Annotated in this window: 17 protein-coding genes and 1 pseudogene; 7 read left to right on the top strand and 11 right to left on the bottom strand. The window is 70.7% G+C overall.

The features are described 5' to 3' along the window. The first annotated feature begins 79 nt into the window (after nucleotides 1-79). The 3 genes from ASG76_RS13760 (at nucleotide 80) to ASG76_RS13770 (ending at nucleotide 2,135) form a co-directional block, all read left to right on the top strand. Nucleotides 80-340, top strand: coding sequence for a GlsB/YeaQ/YmgE family stress response membrane protein (locus ASG76_RS13760; protein WP_056604251.1), 261 nt, complete (start codon nucleotides 80-82; stop codon nucleotides 338-340). A 113-nt stretch (nucleotides 341-453) separates the two neighbouring features. Then, nucleotides 454-1,818 carry a chromate efflux transporter gene (gene chrA / locus ASG76_RS13765; RefSeq protein WP_056604254.1) on the top strand — a complete coding sequence of 455 codons (1,365 nt, stop codon included), beginning with the start codon at nucleotides 454-456 and terminating at the stop codon, nucleotides 1,816-1,818. Between the two features lie 74 nt (nucleotides 1,819-1,892). Beyond that, nucleotides 1,893-2,135: a hypothetical protein gene (locus ASG76_RS13770; RefSeq protein ID WP_056604258.1), complete on the top strand. Its 243-nt coding sequence runs from the start codon at nucleotides 1,893-1,895 to the stop codon at nucleotides 2,133-2,135. A 6-nt stretch (nucleotides 2,136-2,141) separates the two neighbouring features. Here the strand turns inward: ASG76_RS13770 and ASG76_RS13775 are convergent, their stop codons facing one another. The 8 genes from ASG76_RS13775 to ASG76_RS19295 all read right to left on the bottom strand — a co-directional run bounded on the left by ASG76_RS13775 (nucleotide 2,142) and on the right by ASG76_RS19295 (nucleotide 10,801). Further along, complete coding sequence (locus tag ASG76_RS13775; protein ID WP_200948188.1) at nucleotides 2,142-2,921, bottom strand: HAD-IIA family hydrolase; 780 nt, start codon at nucleotides 2,919-2,921, stop codon at nucleotides 2,142-2,144. 117 nt (nucleotides 2,922-3,038) lie between these two features. Beyond that, nucleotides 3,039-4,994 carry a hypothetical protein gene (locus ASG76_RS13780; protein WP_056604264.1) on the bottom strand — a complete coding sequence of 652 codons (1,956 nt, stop codon included), beginning with the start codon at nucleotides 4,992-4,994 and terminating at the stop codon, nucleotides 3,039-3,041. A 75-nt stretch (nucleotides 4,995-5,069) separates the two neighbouring features. After that, entirely contained in the window at nucleotides 5,070-7,553 is a 2,484-nt protein-coding gene (locus ASG76_RS13785; RefSeq protein WP_056604267.1) for an MMPL family transporter, read from the bottom strand. Continuing rightward, nucleotides 7,546-8,289: a TetR/AcrR family transcriptional regulator gene (locus ASG76_RS19430; protein WP_056604270.1), complete on the bottom strand. Its 744-nt coding sequence runs from the start codon at nucleotides 8,287-8,289 to the stop codon at nucleotides 7,546-7,548. The genes ASG76_RS13785 and ASG76_RS19430 overlap by 8 nt, the downstream gene beginning before the upstream one ends. A gap of 69 nt (nucleotides 8,290-8,358) precedes the next feature. Then, on the bottom strand, nucleotides 8,359-8,991 hold the full coding sequence (locus ASG76_RS13795) for a DUF305 domain-containing protein (protein ID WP_056604274.1): 633 nt from the start codon (nucleotides 8,989-8,991) through the stop codon (nucleotides 8,359-8,361). Nucleotides 8,992-9,076: 85 nt separating this feature from the next. Then, on the bottom strand, nucleotides 9,077-9,499 hold the full coding sequence (locus ASG76_RS13800; RefSeq protein ID WP_056604277.1) for a DUF6153 family protein: 423 nt from the start codon (nucleotides 9,497-9,499) through the stop codon (nucleotides 9,077-9,079). 11 nt (nucleotides 9,500-9,510) lie between these two features. Beyond that, nucleotides 9,511-10,209 (bottom strand): DUF305 domain-containing protein, encoded by a 699-nt coding sequence (locus ASG76_RS13805; protein WP_056604279.1) that lies wholly within the window; start codon nucleotides 10,207-10,209, stop codon nucleotides 9,511-9,513. 109 nt (nucleotides 10,210-10,318) lie between these two features. Then, nucleotides 10,319-10,801, bottom strand: coding sequence for a GNAT family N-acetyltransferase (locus ASG76_RS19295; protein ID WP_056604282.1), 483 nt, complete (start codon nucleotides 10,799-10,801; stop codon nucleotides 10,319-10,321). A 391-nt stretch (nucleotides 10,802-11,192) separates the two neighbouring features. Here ASG76_RS19295 and ASG76_RS13815 point away from each other — a divergent pair, with 391 nt between their 5' ends. The 4 genes and pseudogenes from ASG76_RS13815 (at nucleotide 11,193) to ASG76_RS13830 (ending at nucleotide 13,923) form a co-directional block, all read left to right on the top strand. Further along, nucleotides 11,193-12,365 carry a tyrosine-type recombinase/integrase gene (locus ASG76_RS13815; RefSeq protein ID WP_056604285.1) on the top strand — a complete coding sequence of 391 codons (1,173 nt, stop codon included), beginning with the start codon at nucleotides 11,193-11,195 and terminating at the stop codon, nucleotides 12,363-12,365. 137 nt (nucleotides 12,366-12,502) lie between these two features. Continuing rightward, a pseudogene (locus ASG76_RS19655) lies at nucleotides 12,503-12,717 on the top strand (copper-transporting ATPase); the annotation flags it as partial. 33 nt (nucleotides 12,718-12,750) lie between these two features. Next, complete coding sequence (locus ASG76_RS13825) at nucleotides 12,751-13,209, top strand: DUF6153 family protein (protein ID WP_157559115.1); 459 nt, start codon at nucleotides 12,751-12,753, stop codon at nucleotides 13,207-13,209. Between the two features lie 87 nt (nucleotides 13,210-13,296). Beyond that, entirely contained in the window at nucleotides 13,297-13,923 is a 627-nt protein-coding gene (locus ASG76_RS13830) for a DUF305 domain-containing protein (RefSeq protein ID WP_056604294.1), read from the top strand. Nucleotides 13,924-14,163: 240 nt separating this feature from the next. On the opposite strand, the gene ASG76_RS13835 is transcribed toward ASG76_RS13830, so the two are convergent. Genes ASG76_RS13835 through ASG76_RS13845 form a run of 3 tightly spaced genes read right to left on the bottom strand, consistent with a single transcriptional unit; the run spans nucleotide 14,164 to nucleotide 16,114 of the window. After that, nucleotides 14,164-14,856 carry a hypothetical protein gene (locus ASG76_RS13835; RefSeq protein ID WP_056604297.1) on the bottom strand — a complete coding sequence of 231 codons (693 nt, stop codon included), beginning with the start codon at nucleotides 14,854-14,856 and terminating at the stop codon, nucleotides 14,164-14,166. Nucleotides 14,857-14,912: 56 nt separating this feature from the next. Continuing rightward, a complete protein-coding gene (locus ASG76_RS13840; RefSeq protein WP_056604300.1) occupies nucleotides 14,913-15,566 on the bottom strand; it encodes an anti-sigma factor family protein in 654 nt (217 codons plus the stop codon). After that, nucleotides 15,563-16,114, bottom strand: a complete 552-nt coding sequence (locus ASG76_RS13845; RefSeq protein WP_268788366.1) for a sigma-70 family RNA polymerase sigma factor — start codon at nucleotides 16,112-16,114, stop codon at nucleotides 15,563-15,565. Before ASG76_RS13845 ends, ASG76_RS13840 begins: the two co-directional genes overlap by 4 nt. Nucleotides 16,115-16,125: the final 11 nt, after the last annotated feature.

Genomic DNA, 16,125 nt, shown 5'->3' on the forward strand with positions numbered 1-16,125 from the left:
CCGGAGGGGGGTCGCACGCCCGGGCCCGTACGCTCGCGACGGCGGCCGCAGCGGTCGCCACGAGCCCAAGGAGCAGCACATGATCGGATTCCTCGTCGCCGGCCTCATCATCGGAGCGCTGGCCCGGCTCATCAAGCCCGGCAAGCAGGACCTCGGCATCCTGGCCACCCTCGGCCTCGGCCTGGTCGGTTCGCTGATCGGTGGACTCATCGCCAGCTTCTTCGGCACCGGCGGCATCTTCGAGCTCAACGTGCTGGGCTTCGTCCTGGCCGTCGTCTTCGCCGTCCTGCTGATCGGTGTCGCCGAGAGCGTGGCGGGCAAGGACAAGAGCACCGTCTGACCCGCACGCCCTGCCGTCGCCCCTGCCCTCCCGGGTCGGGGCGACGTCTGCGTCCGGGCATTAGTCGACCAGACGACTTGACTTTGAGGGGCCCGGCGCGGTTCGGTGCAGCCATGGCACCGGCACCGGGCGCGCAGCGCGACGTGATCCCGCTGCGCGAGGCGACGCGGGCGTGGTTCGCCATCTCGCTGCAGACCTTCGGCGGGCCGGCCGGCCAGATCGCGGTGATGCAGCGCACCCTCGTGGAGGAGAAGCGCTGGATCGGCCAGCAGCGCTTCCTCTTCGCCCTGTCCTACTGCACGCTGCTGCCGGGACCCGAGGCCCAGCAGCTCGCGACCTACGTCGGGTGGCTGCTCAACGGCGTACGCGGTGCGCTGGTCGCGGGCATCCTGTTCATCCTCCCCGGCGTGGTCGCCCTGCTCGCGCTGTCGGGCATCTACGTCGCCTTCGGCGACACCACGCTCGTGGAGTCTCTCTTCCTCGGCCTGGCCCCGGCCGTCATCGCGATCGTCGTGCAGGCGGTCGTGCGGGTGGGCCGCAAGGGGCTGGGGCACCCCGCGCTGGTCGTCGTCGCGGTGCTGTCCTTCGTCGCGCTCACCTGCTTCGCGGTCCCCTTCCCGGCGGTCGTGCTGGCCGCGGGCGTGCTGGGCTGGTGGCTCGGGCGCCGCATCCCGACCCTGACCCGGCCGCCGCGCGGGACCGTCGACGCCGGGCCGCCACCGCTGATCAGCGACGACGCGCTGCACCACGAGCGTCCCTCGACACGGCGCAGCGCCCTGGTGCTGGCCATCGGGCTGGTCGCGTGGTTCACGCCGGTCGCGGTGGCGGCGGTGGCGTTCGGCCGCTCGAGCATCTTCGTGGACCAGGGGCTCTTCTTCTCCGGCACCGCGCTCGTCACCTTCGGCGGTGCCTACGCCGTCCTGGCCTACGTCGCCCAGCAGGCGGTCGCGGTCTACGGCTGGCTCGCGCCGGGCGAGATGGTCCGCGGCCTCGCCCTCGCCGAGACCACCCCGGGCCCGCTGGTGATGGTCGTGCAGTTCGTCGCCTTCGTCGGCGCCTACCGCTCTCCGGGCGGACTCGACCCGTGGGTCGCGGCGGTGCTGGCCGCGCTGTTGACCACGTGGGTGACCTTCGTGCCGTGCTTCCTCTTCATCCTGCTCGGCGCCCCCTACGTCGAGCGCCTGCGCGGCAACCGCGACCTCGCCGCCGCCCTGTCCGGCATCACCGCCGCGGTGGTGGGAGTCATCGCCAGCCTCGCGGTCTTCTTCGCCCTGCACACCCTCTTCGACGAGACCCGACGCATCACCGCGGGCCCGCTCGACCTCGAGCACCCCGTGCTCACCTCGCTCCAGTGGCCGGAGCTCGCGATCACCGTGCTCGGCTGCGTGCTGGTCTTCGGCCGCGGGTGGTCGGTGCTGCGCACCCTCGGGGCGTGCGCGCTCGCCGGCATCGTGCTCGGCCTGGCGCTCGCGGCCTGAGCGCCGTCCGCACGCGTCCAGGATCACACCGCCGAGGGATTGGATCGTTAAAATAAAGTCGGCACACTGGACGTATGCGACTCATCGACGAGCTCAACCAGCTGCACGACCAGTACGCCGCGAAGGTCGACGACGCGGTCTCCCGCGACGACCTCGTCCTCGCCGAGCAGCTCGGCCAGGGCTACGAGGACGACGCCGTCCGGCTCATGGCCGAGCGTGAGGGCCTCACCCACCTGCTCCCGCGACCGCGCCCCGGCTCGCGCGAGAGCGTGCTGCGCGGCGTCGTACGCCGTCTGCAGGCCAACCGCGCCGCCTGACCCGGCCTACAGGTCGGCGACCGCCTCGGGCAGCAGCATCTCGCCGACCAGCGGCACCACGTCGGCGATCGAGTCGACGACCATGGTCGGGCGGTAGGGGAAGTCCTGCACCTGGTGGCGCTCGGTCGCCCCGGTGGCGACCAGGATCGTGCGCAGCCCCGCCTCCAGGCCGCTGATGATGTCGGTGTCCATCCGGTCGCCGATCATCACCGTGGTCTCGGAGTGCGCCTCGAGCCGGTTGAGCGCGCTGCGCATCATCAGCGGGTTGGGCTTGCCGATGAAGTAGGGCTGGCGCCCGGTCGCGGTGCTGATCAGCGCCGCCACCGACCCCGTGGCCGGCAGCATCCCCTGCGCGCTCGGGCCGCTCGGGTCGGGGTTGGTCGCGATGAAGCGCGCGCCGTCGTTGATCAGCCGGATCGCGCGGGTGATCGCCTCGAAGGAGTAGGTGCGGGTCTCGCCCAGCACGACGTAGTCGGGGTCCTGGTCGGTCATCACGTAGCCGATGTCGTGCACCGCGGCGGTCAGCCCGGTCTCGCCCACGACGTACGCCGACCCGCCCGGGCGCTGCTCGTCGAGGAACTGCGCGGTGGCCAGCGCCGAGGTCCAGATCGACTGCTCCGGCACGTCGATGCCGCTGCTGCGCAGCAGCCGCACCCGCAGGTCGCGCGGGGTGAAGATGCTGTTGTTGGTCAGCACCAGGAAGGGGATGTCCTGCTCGCGCAGGGCGGCGATGAACTCCTTCGCCCCCGGGATCGGGTCCTCCTCGCGCACCAGGACGCCGTCCATGTCGGTGAGCCAGGTGCGTACGGGTCGGGTGTCGGTCACGCGCCCATTGTCGACCACGCCGGCCGTGCCCGGCGAGTCGCCGGCCCGTCGCGCTGAGGCTCCCGTCGCGCTGGAGGCCTAGCCTCCGACGTGCACCACGGGGCGCCGGTCGGGGTCGGGGACCGCGCGGCGCAGGATCTCGTGGGTGAGCGGGGGCACGTCGCCCTCGCCGGCGAACAGGAAGCGCAGGGCGTTCTGGCCCGGGCCCTTCTCCGACCACTCGAAGTAGACGTGCGAGGGCATGTCGTCCTGCTCGCTCACGGCGAGGAGGACCGCCGCCAGCACGTTGGGCACGCTGGGCCCGGTCGCCCGCAGCACGCGGTGGTGTCCCACCCGGGCGCCGGTGACCTCGACGTGGGTGGAGAAGTCGCTAGCATCGGTGACCTCGACCTCGAGGAACACTGCTGTCTCGCTGAGGTCGAGGTGGTTGTCCAGCCGGACGTCCAGCGACTTCTCGTGGTACTCCGCGTGGTCGCCGGCCTGGATCTTGTTGGCGATGAACCGCACGGGAGCATCCTTGACCAGCACCTCGTCGATCAGCTCCTGGGCGTCGTCGTCGAAGGTGACTCGCTGGACGCGCAGCTCGGTCGAGCGGCTGATCCGGGAGACCAACGAGATCACCACGATCATCGCGATGAACACGAACGCGATGACCAGGCCCTCGGGCCGGTCCACGATCGTCACCGAGATCGTGTAGGCGAACACCGCCGCGACGACGCCGAAGAACGCGCCGGCACGTCGATGGCCTCGCCGCCACTCGGTCAGGGTGACCGCCACCGCTGCCGAGGTCATCAGGGCGAGCACACCGGTCGCGTACGCCCCTGCCTGGGCGTCGACGTCGGCCTGGAACGCGAGGGTGACGACGGTCGAGATCAGGGTGAAGACCAGCACGAGCGGGCGGGTGGCGCGGGCCCAGTCGGGAGCCATGCCGTAGCGGGGGAGGTAGCGCGGGACGATGTTGAGCAGGCCCGCCATCGCTGACGACCCGGCGAACCACAGGATGGCGATGGTCGCGATGTCGTAGGCGGTGCCGAAACCCTCCCCGAGGTTCTCGTGGGCCAGGAACGCCAGCGCCCGCCCGCTGGCCTCGCCGCCCGGCTCGAACTCCGCGGGCGGGATGAGGAAGGTGGTCACGATCGCCGAGCCCATCAGCATCACCGACATGATCAGGGCAGCAGTGGTGAGCAGCTTGCGGGCGTTGCGGATGCGGCCGGCCGGCTCGGCTGCGGTGTCCGAGGGATCGCCCTCGACCAGCGGCATCACCACGACACCGGTCTCGAAGCCCGACAGCCCCAGGGCGAGCGCGGGGAACACCAGCAGCGACGCGCCCAGCACCGCGAGGGGCGAGGAGTGGGCGTCGCTCACGGCACGCGTCCAGTCAGTGAACGTGCCGGGGTCCTGGGCGATGTGCCAGAAACCGTTGGCGACCACCACCACGCTGAGCCCGATGTAGGCGACGACCAGCACGACCGCGATGCCGATGGCCTCGCCGAAGCCCCGGAGGAAGACCGCCGCGAGCATCGCGAGCAGGGCGAGGGTGATCCACACCTCGCGGCCGTGGAGCGCGTCGGTGAGGAAGGGGTTCTCCACGAGGTGCGCGGAGGCGTCCGCTGCGGAGAGGGTGATCGTGATGATGAAGCCCGTCGCCACGAAGCCGAGCAGCGCCAGGACCAGGACCTTGCTGGGCCAGTAGGACAGGAGTCGTTCGAGCATCGACAGGCTGCCGTCGCCGTGCGGGCTCTCCCCGGCCACGCGCCGATACATCGGCAGCGCCCCGAGCAGGGTCACCAGGACGAGGACGAGGGTGGCGATCGGCGCCAGCGCGCCGGCGGCGAGTGCGGCGATGCCCGGCTGGTAGCCCAGGGTCGAGAAGTAGTCCACGCCGGTGAGGCACATGACCTTCCACCACGGCTTGACGTGCTGGTGCTCGGTGGCCTCGTGCTCACTCTCGTAGAAGCCACCGGGGTCGGGCTGCTGCGCCGTCTCCAGCAGCCACGCCCGGAGTCGGCCCTGGTCGTTCGGCTCGTTCGTCACACGGCGCAGCGTAGGTCGACCTGCCGAGGCGTCCGGCGTGACCCCCGCGTGCCGGGCGGCTCCTCGCGGCAGCCGTCACCCGCTGTGGTGGACCGGGTGGGTGCGCTCGAGGCGGGCCCCCTCCACGTCGACGTCGGGCAGGACCCGGTCGAGCCAGCGCGGCAGCCACCAGGCGTGCTCGCCCAGCAGGTGCATCGCGGCGGGGATGAGCAGCATCCGCACCACGAAGGCGTCGAGCAGGACCCCGAAGGCCAGGCCGAAGCCGATCGGCTTGATGGTGGCGTCGTGGGAGAAGACGAACCCCGCGAAGACCGAGATCATGATGACCGCCGCGGCCGTCACCACCGCCCGGCCGGCGTTGAGGCCGTGCTGCACCGCGACCCGCGCGAGCGCGCCGTGGGCGTAGGACTCGCGCATCCCGGAGACGAGGAACAGCTGGTAGTCCATCGCCAGGCCGAAGAGGATGCCGGTCGCGATGATCGGCAGGAAGCTCAGCACCGGTCCCGGCGCGTGGACGCCGAACAGGTCGGCGAGGAAGCCGAGCTGGAAGATCGCGGTGATGCCGCCGAAGGCCGCGAGCAGCGACAGCACGAAGCCGAGCGTCGCGGTGAGCGGCACCAGGATCGAGCGGAAGATCACGACCAGGATGAGCAGGGACAGCCCGACCACCAGCACGAGGTAGACCGGGAGCACGTCGGAGAGCTGGCCGGAGATGTCGATGTTGGCGCTGGCGTTGCCGGCCACGCCGAGCCTCGCCCGGCCACCGTCGGTGGTGGTCGGCGTCAGCCGGCGCAGGTCCTCGACGAGGTCCTGGGTCGACTGGCTGGACGGACCGCCGCGAGGCACCACCTGGAAGGCGAGCGCGGTGCGGTCGCGGGAGGCGCCGATGGGCACGACCGCGTCGACGGCCCACATCTGCCCCAGCGCGGAGCCGATCGTCGCCTGCTCGGCGAGCACGTCGTCCTGCGCGATCGCCGCCGGGAGGTCGGCGACGACGAGCAGGGGGCCGTTGGATCCCTCGCCGAACTTGTCCGCCTGCACCACGTGGGCCAGGTAGCCCGAGGAGTCGGGCGGCTGGGTCGAGCCGTCGGGCAGCCCGAGCCGCATCTGGGTGGCGGGCGCGGCGACGGCGAGCAGGGCGACCACGCCCAGGCCGAGCGTCGTCAGCGCGCGACGGTTGCTCATCGGCCGGTCGCGCTCGGTGACCGCCGTGTCGTCGGCGGCCTCCTCGCCGGACGCGAGGCGCCGGCGCTCGCGCCGCCGGAGGATGCGGGGCCCGACCAACGCCAGCACGGCCGGGGTGAGGGTGACGGCCATCAGGATGGCCACCGCGACCGCGACCGCGCCGACGGTGCCCATCAGCCCGAGGAAGCCGACGCCGGTGACGTTGAGGGCGAGCAGGGCGACGATCACGGTGACGCCCGCGAAGACGACGGCGTTGCCGGAGGTGCCGTTGGCCAGCCCGATCGACTCGTGCAGCCCGGCGCCCTGCTTCAGCTGGCGGCGGTGGCGGTTGATGATGAAGAGGGAGTAGTCGATGCCGACCGCCAGGCCCAGCATCACGCCGAGCACCGGGGTCACCGACACGAACTCGACCACGCCGGAGAACGACAGCGAGGCCAGGGAGGCGACGCCGACGCCGAGCAGCGCGGTGACGAGCGGGAGCGCGGCGCCGAGCAGCGTGCCCAGCACGACGAAGAGGGCGATCGCGGCGATCACGACGCCGGCGACCTCGCCGGGGCCGAGGATCGACGGCACGCCCTGGGCGATGTCCTGCGAGGGGTGCAGCTCGACGCCCGCGATGTCGGCGCCGGCGACGAGGTCCTCGATCTCGGTCTTCACCTCGAGGGTGACCTCGGTGATCGGCACGGCGAAGGTCACGTTGGCGACCGCGGCCGAGCCGTCCTCCGACACCGTCCGGTAGCCCGACGACAGGTCCGACAGGGTCACGCCGTCCGCGAGGGGAGCCGACTGCTCCTCGACCCGCGCCCGCTGGCGGTCGAGCTCGGCCTGCCCGTCGTCGAGCTGCTGCCCGGCCGCGTCGAGCTGGCGGCGTACGTCGTCGAGGGTGCCGTCGGCGCGCGCCTGCTCGCGCTGCTGCTCGATCGCCGCGCGCCCGAGGTCGATCTGGGCCTGCGCCTCGCGGAGCCGGGCGAGCCCCTCCTTGAGCTCGGCCTCGCCGGCGGCGACCTTGCGGGCCGAGGAGTCGAGCCGGTCCTGGGTGGCGAACGGATCGGCCACGTCGGAGACGTCGTCGACCTCCGCCACGCGGTCGAGCAGCGCGCTGACCTCCCGCCTCTGGTCGGTCGTGAAGGCCGAGCCGTCGCTCGTCGCGGCCACGATGGTGGCGTTGCCGCCGCCGGTGCCCTCGAAGTTGCGCTCGAGCTGCTGCGACACCCGCGTGGTCGGGGTGTCGGGCAGCGTGATCGACGTCGACAGGGCGCCCGCGAACGACACGTAGGTCACCGCGTTGAGCGCCAGCACCCCCAGCCAGGCGACTACCACCGTCCACGGACGACGGGCCGCGAGGCGTCCGATGCGGAAGAGCAGCTCAGCCATGGGAGGCCTCTCGTGGGTCGGTGTGGTGCGCGTGACCGGAGCGCAGGCGCAGCAGGAGCTGGTCGAGGAGCCCGTCCCAGTCCGCACGTGCGGCGGGCGGGACGACGACGGCGCGCAGCGTCATGGACCCTGCGGGTGCGGACCCGCGATCCCCATGACGTACGTCGCGGGCGAGCTCGGGGTGTGCTGCGACCCACCGGCGGGCGACGAGGCCGAGGCCGCTGGTCAGCAGGGTCAGGGTGAGCTCGAGGTCGAGCGGCTCGAGGCCGGGGGAGCGGTCCCGGAGGCGGTCGCCCAGCCGGCCGGCGACGTGGTCGAAGGCGGTGCGCGAGATGGCGTCGGCGCGATCGTCGGCGGCGTCGGGGCCGCCCAGCACGTGGTGGATCGTGACGATCGCGGTCGGCAGGTCGACGTCGCGGGTCGCCTCGCACACGGCGTCGAGGGCCGCGCGGCCGTCGATGACGTCGGTGCGTCCGGTGAGCCGGTCGAGGCTCGCGAGCAGCTCGGTCGTGGCCTCGGCGAGGATCTGCTCGCACACGGCGACGAGCAGGTCGTCGAGCCCGGCGAAGTGGTTGAAGACGGTGCGTCGCGAGACCCCGGCCAGCGCCGCGACCTGGTCGACGGTGAAGCCGGTCGCGCCGTGCTCGGTCGCCAGCGTCCGGGCCGCGTCGACGAGCGCGCGGTGCCGGCGCTCGCGCTGCTTGCGCGGCACGGCGTCGGTGGGGTCCGGTGTCACGGGACCGAGTATTGCACTCAGTGCAAAACGAGGGCGAGCCGGCCGTGTGGGCCGGCCCGCCCAGGTCGATCAGCCGGCGAGGAGCTCGCGCATGGTGGCGATCTCCGTCGTCTGCGACTCGATGATCTGGCCGGCGAGTTCGACCGCCGGCTCGAAGCGGCCGCTCTCCTGCTCGGTGCGGGCCATCTCCACGGCACCCTCGTGGTGCTCGACCATCATCTCCAGCCACATCTGCTGGAAGTCGGCGTCGGAGGCGCTCTCCAGGGCGTCCATGTCGTCGGCGCTCATCATGCCGGGCATGTCGTCGGTGCCCTCGCCCATGTCGTCCATGGTGTCGGACATGTCGCCCATGTCGTGCCCGGCGTTGGCGTGGTCGCGCACGGTCTCGGGCACCGGCTCGCCCCAGCCGGTGAGCCAGTCGGCCATGGTCTCGATCTCGGGGGCCTGGGCGGCGCGGATGTCCTCGGCCAGGGCTTGGACCTCCGGGTCGAGCGGGCGGTCGAGGGTCAGGTCGACCATCGACAGGGCCTGCGCGTGGTGCTGCACCATGTCGCTGGCGAAGGCGACGTCGGCGTCGTCGTGCTCGGTGGGGCTGGTCTCGACGGTGCCGGACGACACCGTGTCGTCACCGCACGCAGCGGTGCCGAGGGTCAGGGTCAGGCCGAGGCCGAGGGCGGCGAGGGCGCGGAAGGTCGTGTGCACGGGTGTTCTCCTGGTCATCGGGGGAAGGATCGGTCGGGCGCATGCCGCAGCCCCGCTCCGGGGGAGCGGGTCGCGGGGAGGCCCGTCAGCACCTGATGACGGAGAACTGCCACGCCGGTGGTGGGCCGGTCGCCCGCACCCGGACGATCGGGGCGGGCAGGGCCAGGGCGGGCATCAGCGTCCGGAGCCACCGCAGGGGGTGACCCGGCCGCACCAGCAGGCCCAGGAGCGCGATCGCCGCGCCACCGAGCATCACGGCGCACAGCATCAGCAGGTGCTCGGAGTGCTCGTCCGACCCGTGGTGCATGGCCGGGACGGTCGCGCCGTCGGCAGGGCCCACCTCGCTGTGGGACATCGCCACGGCCTCGACACCCGCTGCAGCGTCGTACGACGGTGCCGGCGGCGCGCCGTGCGGCGTCAGCGCGTGCATCCCGAGGATGCCCGCGACGAGCGCGACCACCAGCGCGGCAAGCGCGCCGGCGGGTGCGGTCGGGGTGGGACGGCTCATCGCCCCCGATGCTACGGGCGGCGCCCAGCGCCCCGGAGACCCATGCCCATGCCCATTCCCATGCCCGGCCCCATGCCCCAGGCACGCCCGCCGTCGAACCACCTCGCGAGGCGCTCGCGCATCCACCAGATCTCGCGCATCTGGTCGGCGCGGATCGTGCGCGCGAGGCGGGCGACCTCCTCGTGCTCGGCGCGGTCGCGCACGAGCAGCTGCTGCGACATCATCACCGCGGCCATGTGGTGGCCGATCATGTCCTCGAGGAAGACCCGGTCGAGCCGGTCGCCGCTGAGGCCGGACAGGTCACGCATCATCGGCTCGTAGGCCTCGTCCGACTGCTCGTCGGGGTACCACTCGGCCAGCCAGCCCTCCATCTGCTCGATCTGCGCCGACTGCGACTCGACGATCCTCGCCCCCAGGGCCCGCATCGCGGGCCGTTCGGAGCGGCTGAGCTCCTCCGCGGCCTGCACGGCCTCGCGGTGGTGGGCGACCATCTCGCGCAGGTAGCCGGCCTCGTCGAGCGAGGCACCCCAGCGACCGCCCATCATCTGTCCTGCCACCGGACCTCCCGCGGGCCCGCCCATCAGGCTGCCCATCGACCCCCTGCCCGGGTGCCGGTCCCACCCCGACCCGTCACGGGCCAGCGCGATCCCGGCCACGACCAGGGCGAGCACCGCGACCGCCGCGACGACGAAACCCCACGTGCGTCTCATGGGTGCACCTCCTCAGGTGCCTCCAGCCTGCGCCGACCCGGTGACTCACGACAGTGCCGAAGGGCCCGGCGCGGGGGCCGGTCGACTGGAGTGGCCACACGCACCGCGCTCAGCCACGGTCGAGCCGCAACAGCTCGATCTGGAGGCTCGAGCCCTCGCGAAGCGGCTCCCACTCGCCGGTCGCCACGAACCCGTGGGCCTCGTAGAGGCGCCGGGCGCCGTCGTTTCCCTCCGTGACGTGCAGGAGCACGGTGCGGTCCAGCTGCTCGGCGTGCTGGAGCAGCTCGCGGAGGATGGCCCGGCCGAGCCCGCGTCCGCGTGCCTCGGGTGCCACCCACATCCCCCAGACGAAGGCGTGGTCCTCGTCCTCGGGGACGAAGAGTCCGCCCATGCCAGCAGGGCTCCCTGCGACGTACGCGAGGAGCGTCGGACCGGGCACCTGCAGGCGGTCGCGCCACGCGGCGTCTGGCTGCGCCCGGGCGTCGTCGAGGGTGGCGCCGAACGCGGTGGGCGAGTCAGCGAGGGCGCGCAGGCGGACGGCCCGGAAGTCCTCCCAGTCGCCGGGTGGGGCGACCCGCAGCTCGGTGTCCATGGTCGTCACGGTAGCCACGGCGGCGGGGGAGAGCACCGAGGCCCGGTCCCACGTGCGTGGGACCGGGCCTCGCGGATGTCCTGCGACATCACATGGCGGTGGCGGTGGGATTTGAAACAGCCGCCATGGCGTTTGGACTGCCATGGACTTTCGCGGCCAGAAGGCGCCAGTTAGGCCTCTGACCTGCGACGATGACGCGACGGTCGCTCCGTAGCCGTGAGCACAAGTGGACTCAAGTGTGCTTAGATCTGGCACGTATCTGGCACGTATCTGGCACGACGAGGCGGACGACATGGCGACGAGGCGACATAGCAAACGGGGTTTCGGGAGCATCAGGAAGCTCCCGAGTGGGCGTTTCCAAGCGCGCTACTCCAGCCCCTCAGGACACACCGTGGTAGCGCCGGCGACGTTCACTGCACGCATCGACGCGGAAGCCTGGCTGGCGGCCGAGCGGCGTCAGGTGGAGGAACCCGAGACCTGGGTGTCTCCGAAGACGCGCCTCGAGATGGCTCGACGGGCGGTCGAGGCGGATCGATTGCCGACGTTCCGTGAGTACGCGGAATCCTGGATCGAATCAAGGCGCAACAGCAGGGGTGAGCACCTGCGGCCGACCACCCGGGACAAGTACCTCTCGTTGTTGAGGGTGCACATCTACCCGACGTTCGGAGACGTCCCGCTCGACCAAGTCACGCGGGCTGCAGTTCGGTCATGGCACGAGCAACTCGATGCGACCGATTCAACGAAAGCACATGTCTACACAACGCTGCGGACCATCTTGAACACCGCGGTGACGGACGACGAGCTCCTCGACAAGAACCCGGCTTACCTGCGGGGCGCGGGGGTGCGGTCCAGCCACAGGCACGTCAAACCGGCCTCGCTTGAGGAATTGGCCGTCATGGTCGAGGCGATGCCAGAGCGGCGCCGGCTCCTGCTTCTCCTGGCCACGTGGTGTGCCCTCCGTTCCGGGGAACTGCGCGAGTTAAGGCGAGCCGACGTGGTCATCGGACGCGATGAGGCCGGTGAACCATTCGGATGGGTTCACGTGCGCAGAGGCGTCGTACGTACGAGCACCGCCGAAGCGGCGTCGGGAACCCGGACAGTTGTCCACGTCGGGCCACCCAAGACCGACGCAGGAATCCGGACGGTGTCCATCCCAGGCTTCATGTTGCCCGCGGTGCGCGAGCATCTTCTTCAACACGCATCGCCGGGAGAAGACGGTCTCCTCTTTTCCTCCGAGCGCGACCCGACTGCCCACCTGTCTGAAGCCACCTTGAACGGCCGTGCCGCCGTTCTGGACAGCGACGGCAACGTGCGCAACGCAGGCTTTGGCTGGCGAGAAGCCCGCCGACGTGCCGGCCGGCAGGACCTGGACCTTCACGACCTGCGACACACCGGCGCCTCGATGGCGGGCGAGGAGGGCGCAAGCATGGCCGAACTCATGTACCGACTCGGACACTCAACGCCGTCCATGGCCATGAGATACCAGCACAGCCGGCTTGACCGTGACCGCGATCTTGGTCGTCGCCTGTCCGCACGGGCCGAACGGGCGGGAACTGGCGACTGAGAGATCGCCGTTGGTCGGGATCTGACAACGGCTCGGTAAGTGCGGCAGTGTTTCGAGTCCAACCGGGGGAGCATCACGCCGTCTTGTACCTCGTTTGCGTCGGCTATGCATCGTTCGGCTCTGTCGTAGCGATCTCGGCCCGGCACCTGTCCGCCGCCACCACGTCGAACATCCTTCAGAACCTGGTGTTCGCGTTCGCGTACAACGTCGCAGGCATCCCAATTGCCGCCGGAGTCCTCTACCCGATCACCGGGCTCCTGCTCTCCCCGATGATCTCCGCCGCGCGATGGCCTTGTCGTCGGTCAGTGTGATCACCAACGCACTGCGGTTGCGCACCCAACGCCTCAACTGACCCGACATCACCTGCGAACGTAGGCTGAAAGAGATGAACCCGATGCGCCCGACGACAAGGATGCTGAGCAGGGCTGTGCCCGCGCTGCTCTCTTCCGTCGTGGCGTCCATTGTTCTCGGCATCATCGGGATGCACGCCCTGAGCACCCACGGCGTCATGGGCTCCACCGATCACTCCGCTATGACGAGCCCCATGACCGGGGCGCACGATGAGATGTCCGGCCTGCTCACCAGCCCTGCTTCGGAAGCGAACGCTGGCATTGTCAGCATCGCACCGGATAGCGGGGACGGGCACGACATGGGCACCATGGTGATGCTCTGTCTCGCCATGCTTGCCGCCGCCGCAGCACTCCTCCTCGTGCTCGTCGGACTGCGCCGCAGGCCACGCGTGTGGGCACATCGACACGCAATCACCACCACCGTTACCAGGTGGGCCACCCGCCACGGGACCGGTCCACCGTACGTGTGGAACTTCTCCGTCATCAGGTGCTGACAGGCAGCACGCCGTTGACCCGCCCAGTCGGGGCCATTCGGCAACGCGCTGCCCTTTTCAGACACGCCTGACTTCAGGAGATCCCTTATGCGTACCAACCGCACCACGCGCGCCCTCAGCGCGCTCACCATCACCGCCGCACTGGCCCTCACCGCTGCCGCCTGCGGCAACGACGACGCCAGCTCTACCTCCACGTCGGAGGTCACCACCACCGAACACAACGACGCCGACGTGGAGTTCGCCTCCAACATGCTCCAGCACCACGCCCAAGCACTGTCGATGGTCGACCTCACCCGCGGCCGCACCCTCGACCCCGAAGTCCAGCAGCTTGCGGAACAGATCCGCGTCGCCCAAGCCCCCGAGATTGAGATATTCACCGACTGGCTCACCGACTGGGACGAGGAAGTCCCCGAAACCGTGCGCGACCACTCCAACGCCGGGCACGACATGGACGACATGGACGGGTCGATGAACGACGAGAACATGCCGGGAATGATGACCTCCGACGACATGGGAGCCCTCGAAGACGCCGCCGACACCGACTTCCAGACCATGTGGCTGGAAATGATGGTCGAGCACCACGAAGGCGCAGTAGCGATGGCGAAGACCGAGCAGGGCGACGGCCAGTTCAAGGATGCCGTCGACCTGGCAGGCGACATCGCCAAGTCCCAGACCGCTGAGGTCGAGACCATGAGGGAACTCCTCGGTTCCTGACCCGGGAGCCCCGAGGGCGAGCCACCGACGTACCGGTGGTTCGCCTTCGGGCTATGGGCCTAGCGATGAAGGTGCGGCGCGACGGGCGACCTTCACAGAATGGGGACTTCGCCAGGCTCTGATCCAGACGATCCCGGGGACGCTCTCTTCCCGGCTGCCTTCAGCGGGGCGTGGGTCTCATCTGGACTGCGACCTCTCGACGATCGGTGCCCGTCGGCGGTAGGTGGATTCAGATTCGCCTCAGGGCGCGCCGTTGATGCGGAAGTCGACTGTCTCGACCTTGGAGGCGACGCCGATGGCTTCCAGGTCGCGGCGGTCGATGCGTCCGTCGGCGTTCTGGTCGGTGACGACGGCGGGTGCGTCGTTGTAGATGCCGTCGTGGTTCAGGTCGTCGATGACGGCAACGGTCAGCGTGGTGGTGACGTCCTTGCCGGCGATCGGGGCGCCGACGATCCAGGTGTCCCAGATCTCGACGTCGTTCTTGGAGCGGTCGGTGACTCCGGTGAGGTTGAACAGATTGGCCAGGTTGGTTCCGGGCCCGGAGAAGCCGGGGAGGGTGCTGTTGGTGGTGCTGGTGAGCACGACCAAACCGGGCATCCGGTCGTCGGCACCGGTCGAGAAGCTACCCGGGAAGGGAGCGGTGTTGTTGTGCGCGGCCGGCCCGGTCAACTGGTTGGCGGTGAAGCCGGTGCCTGCGAGCGAGGTGTCGTCGAACTCGACGTCGAGGTCGACGAACCACCCGGCTCCGGCGGAGCCGGCGTTGTCGCCGCGTGCGGGGGCGAGGATCTCGACGTCCACGGACTTGGCTGCGTCATGGCGGTCGCGGTGCCCAGGCCCAGGGGCGGCGGAGGCCCCACCGGCAGTGGCGGCGTAGGTGCCGCCGAGCGCCGCGGTCACGGTGAGGGCGGTGAGGGCAGTGGTCATCTTCTTCATGGTGGGTCCCTTTCGTCGGATGTCACTCAGGGGTACGCCGTCGCCGGCGGATCGGTTCACCGGGTAGTGGCGGAAAGCACGAGATCACCGTCGGAGTCGGTGACTCGCACCTGGGCCACCTCGCGCGTGACGAATGCCGCCGCCCCGGTCACATGCGCCTCGCCGTTGCCGGTCGATCCCCAGGTGGCGACCTGCTGGCGCTCTCCCGCGGGTGAGACCAGCCAGGCGACGAACTGCTCGTCTTGTGGGAGCCCCCGCAAGTCGAGCTCGACCGACGTGCCCCATGGCTTGGCGCTCAAGGAGGTCGCACCGGTGGCGCGCGCTCCCGCCGGTGCGCTCAGGGCGAGAGTCGTAGCGACGGGTGCGTCGGGTTCGAGGACCACCGCCGTGCCGACACCCGCTCCCGCGACCAGCACGACCGCGGCGGCAGCGGTGAGGAGCAGCCGGCGACGTCGACGACGGGTCCGCAGGGCTCCGATCGCGTCACCCCAGGCAGCATCGGAGGTTTCGCGGTGTGCTGACAACGGCGCCCCGGCCCGCAGCAGCGCCGGTAGCCCGGCGTACGTCGCGAGCTCGTCGCGGCACCAGGCGCAGGTCGGGAGATGGGCCTCGAGCCCGGCCCGGTCGTCGGCGTCGAGACCGCCCAGGACGTAGGGGCCAAGCAGCTCGCGCAGCCGGTTGTGGGCGCGGTGCTCCTCGTGCTGGTTCATCGCTCGACTCCCATCTCTTCGAATGCGGTCCGCAGGATGCGGATCGCGTAGTAGGACCGTGACTTCACGGTGCCCGGGCGGAGCCCGAGGGTGCTGGCGGCCTCGGTGACGGTGGCGCCGCGGTAGTAGAGCTCGTCGACCACGGCCCGGTGCTCGGGTGAGAGCCGGTCCAGTGCCTGCTCGACGACGTAGGCGTCGACGAGCGCGTCGGCGCGGTCACCGACCGACTGGGCTGCCACGGTGTCGTCGTCGCCGATGAGTCGTGGGCGGCGCTCGTCGGCGCGCCACAGATCGATGACCAGGTTGCGGGCCACCGCGAACAGGTAGGCCCGCGGATCACCGCGACTCGGATCGATCCTGTCGAGGTTGCGCCAGCCGCGCAGCATCGTCTCCTGCACGACGTCCTCGGCGCGGCCCCGGTCATCGACCAGGCGCAGGACGAAGGTCATCAGGGCCGTCCCGTGCCGTAGGTAGAGCTCGGTCAGCACCCGCTCGTCGGCCTCGGCCGACCTACCGGGTGCCCGCGAGCCAGGGCGTAGCGACCTCACGAGCCTGGGTA

The sequence above is a fragment of the Nocardioides sp. Soil774 genome (assembly GCF_001428125.1).
GTDB lineage: Bacteria > Actinomycetota > Actinomycetes > Propionibacteriales > Nocardioidaceae > Nocardioides.

Coding starts and splice junctions, on each gene's coding strand:
- ASG76_RS13785 (WP_056604267.1), bottom strand. CDS start 7,553: ATGGCTGAGCTGCTCTTCCGCATCGGACGCCTCGCGGCCCGTCGTCCG.
- ASG76_RS13835 (WP_056604297.1), bottom strand. CDS start 14,856: ATGAAGAAGATGACCACTGCCCTCACCGCCCTCACCGTGACCGCGGCG.
- ASG76_RS13770 (WP_056604258.1), top strand. CDS start 1,893: ATGCGACTCATCGACGAGCTCAACCAGCTGCACGACCAGTACGCCGCG.
- ASG76_RS13840 (WP_056604300.1), bottom strand. CDS start 15,566: ATGAACCAGCACGAGGAGCACCGCGCCCACAACCGGCTGCGCGAGCTG.
- ASG76_RS13800 (WP_056604277.1), bottom strand. CDS start 9,499: ATGAGCCGTCCCACCCCGACCGCACCCGCCGGCGCGCTTGCCGCGCTG.
- chrA (WP_056604254.1), top strand. CDS start 454: ATGGCACCGGCACCGGGCGCGCAGCGCGACGTGATCCCGCTGCGCGAG.
- ASG76_RS13775 (WP_200948188.1), bottom strand. CDS start 2,921: ATGGACGGCGTCCTGGTGCGCGAGGAGGACCCGATCCCGGGGGCGAAG.
- ASG76_RS19295 (WP_056604282.1), bottom strand. CDS start 10,801: ATGGACACCGAGCTGCGGGTCGCCCCACCCGGCGACTGGGAGGACTTC.
- ASG76_RS13825 (WP_157559115.1), top strand. CDS start 12,751: ATGAACCCGATGCGCCCGACGACAAGGATGCTGAGCAGGGCTGTGCCC.
- ASG76_RS13805 (WP_056604279.1), bottom strand. CDS start 10,209: ATGAGACGCACGTGGGGTTTCGTCGTCGCGGCGGTCGCGGTGCTCGCC.
- ASG76_RS13760 (WP_056604251.1), top strand. CDS start 80: ATGATCGGATTCCTCGTCGCCGGCCTCATCATCGGAGCGCTGGCCCGG.
- ASG76_RS13830 (WP_056604294.1), top strand. CDS start 13,297: ATGCGTACCAACCGCACCACGCGCGCCCTCAGCGCGCTCACCATCACC.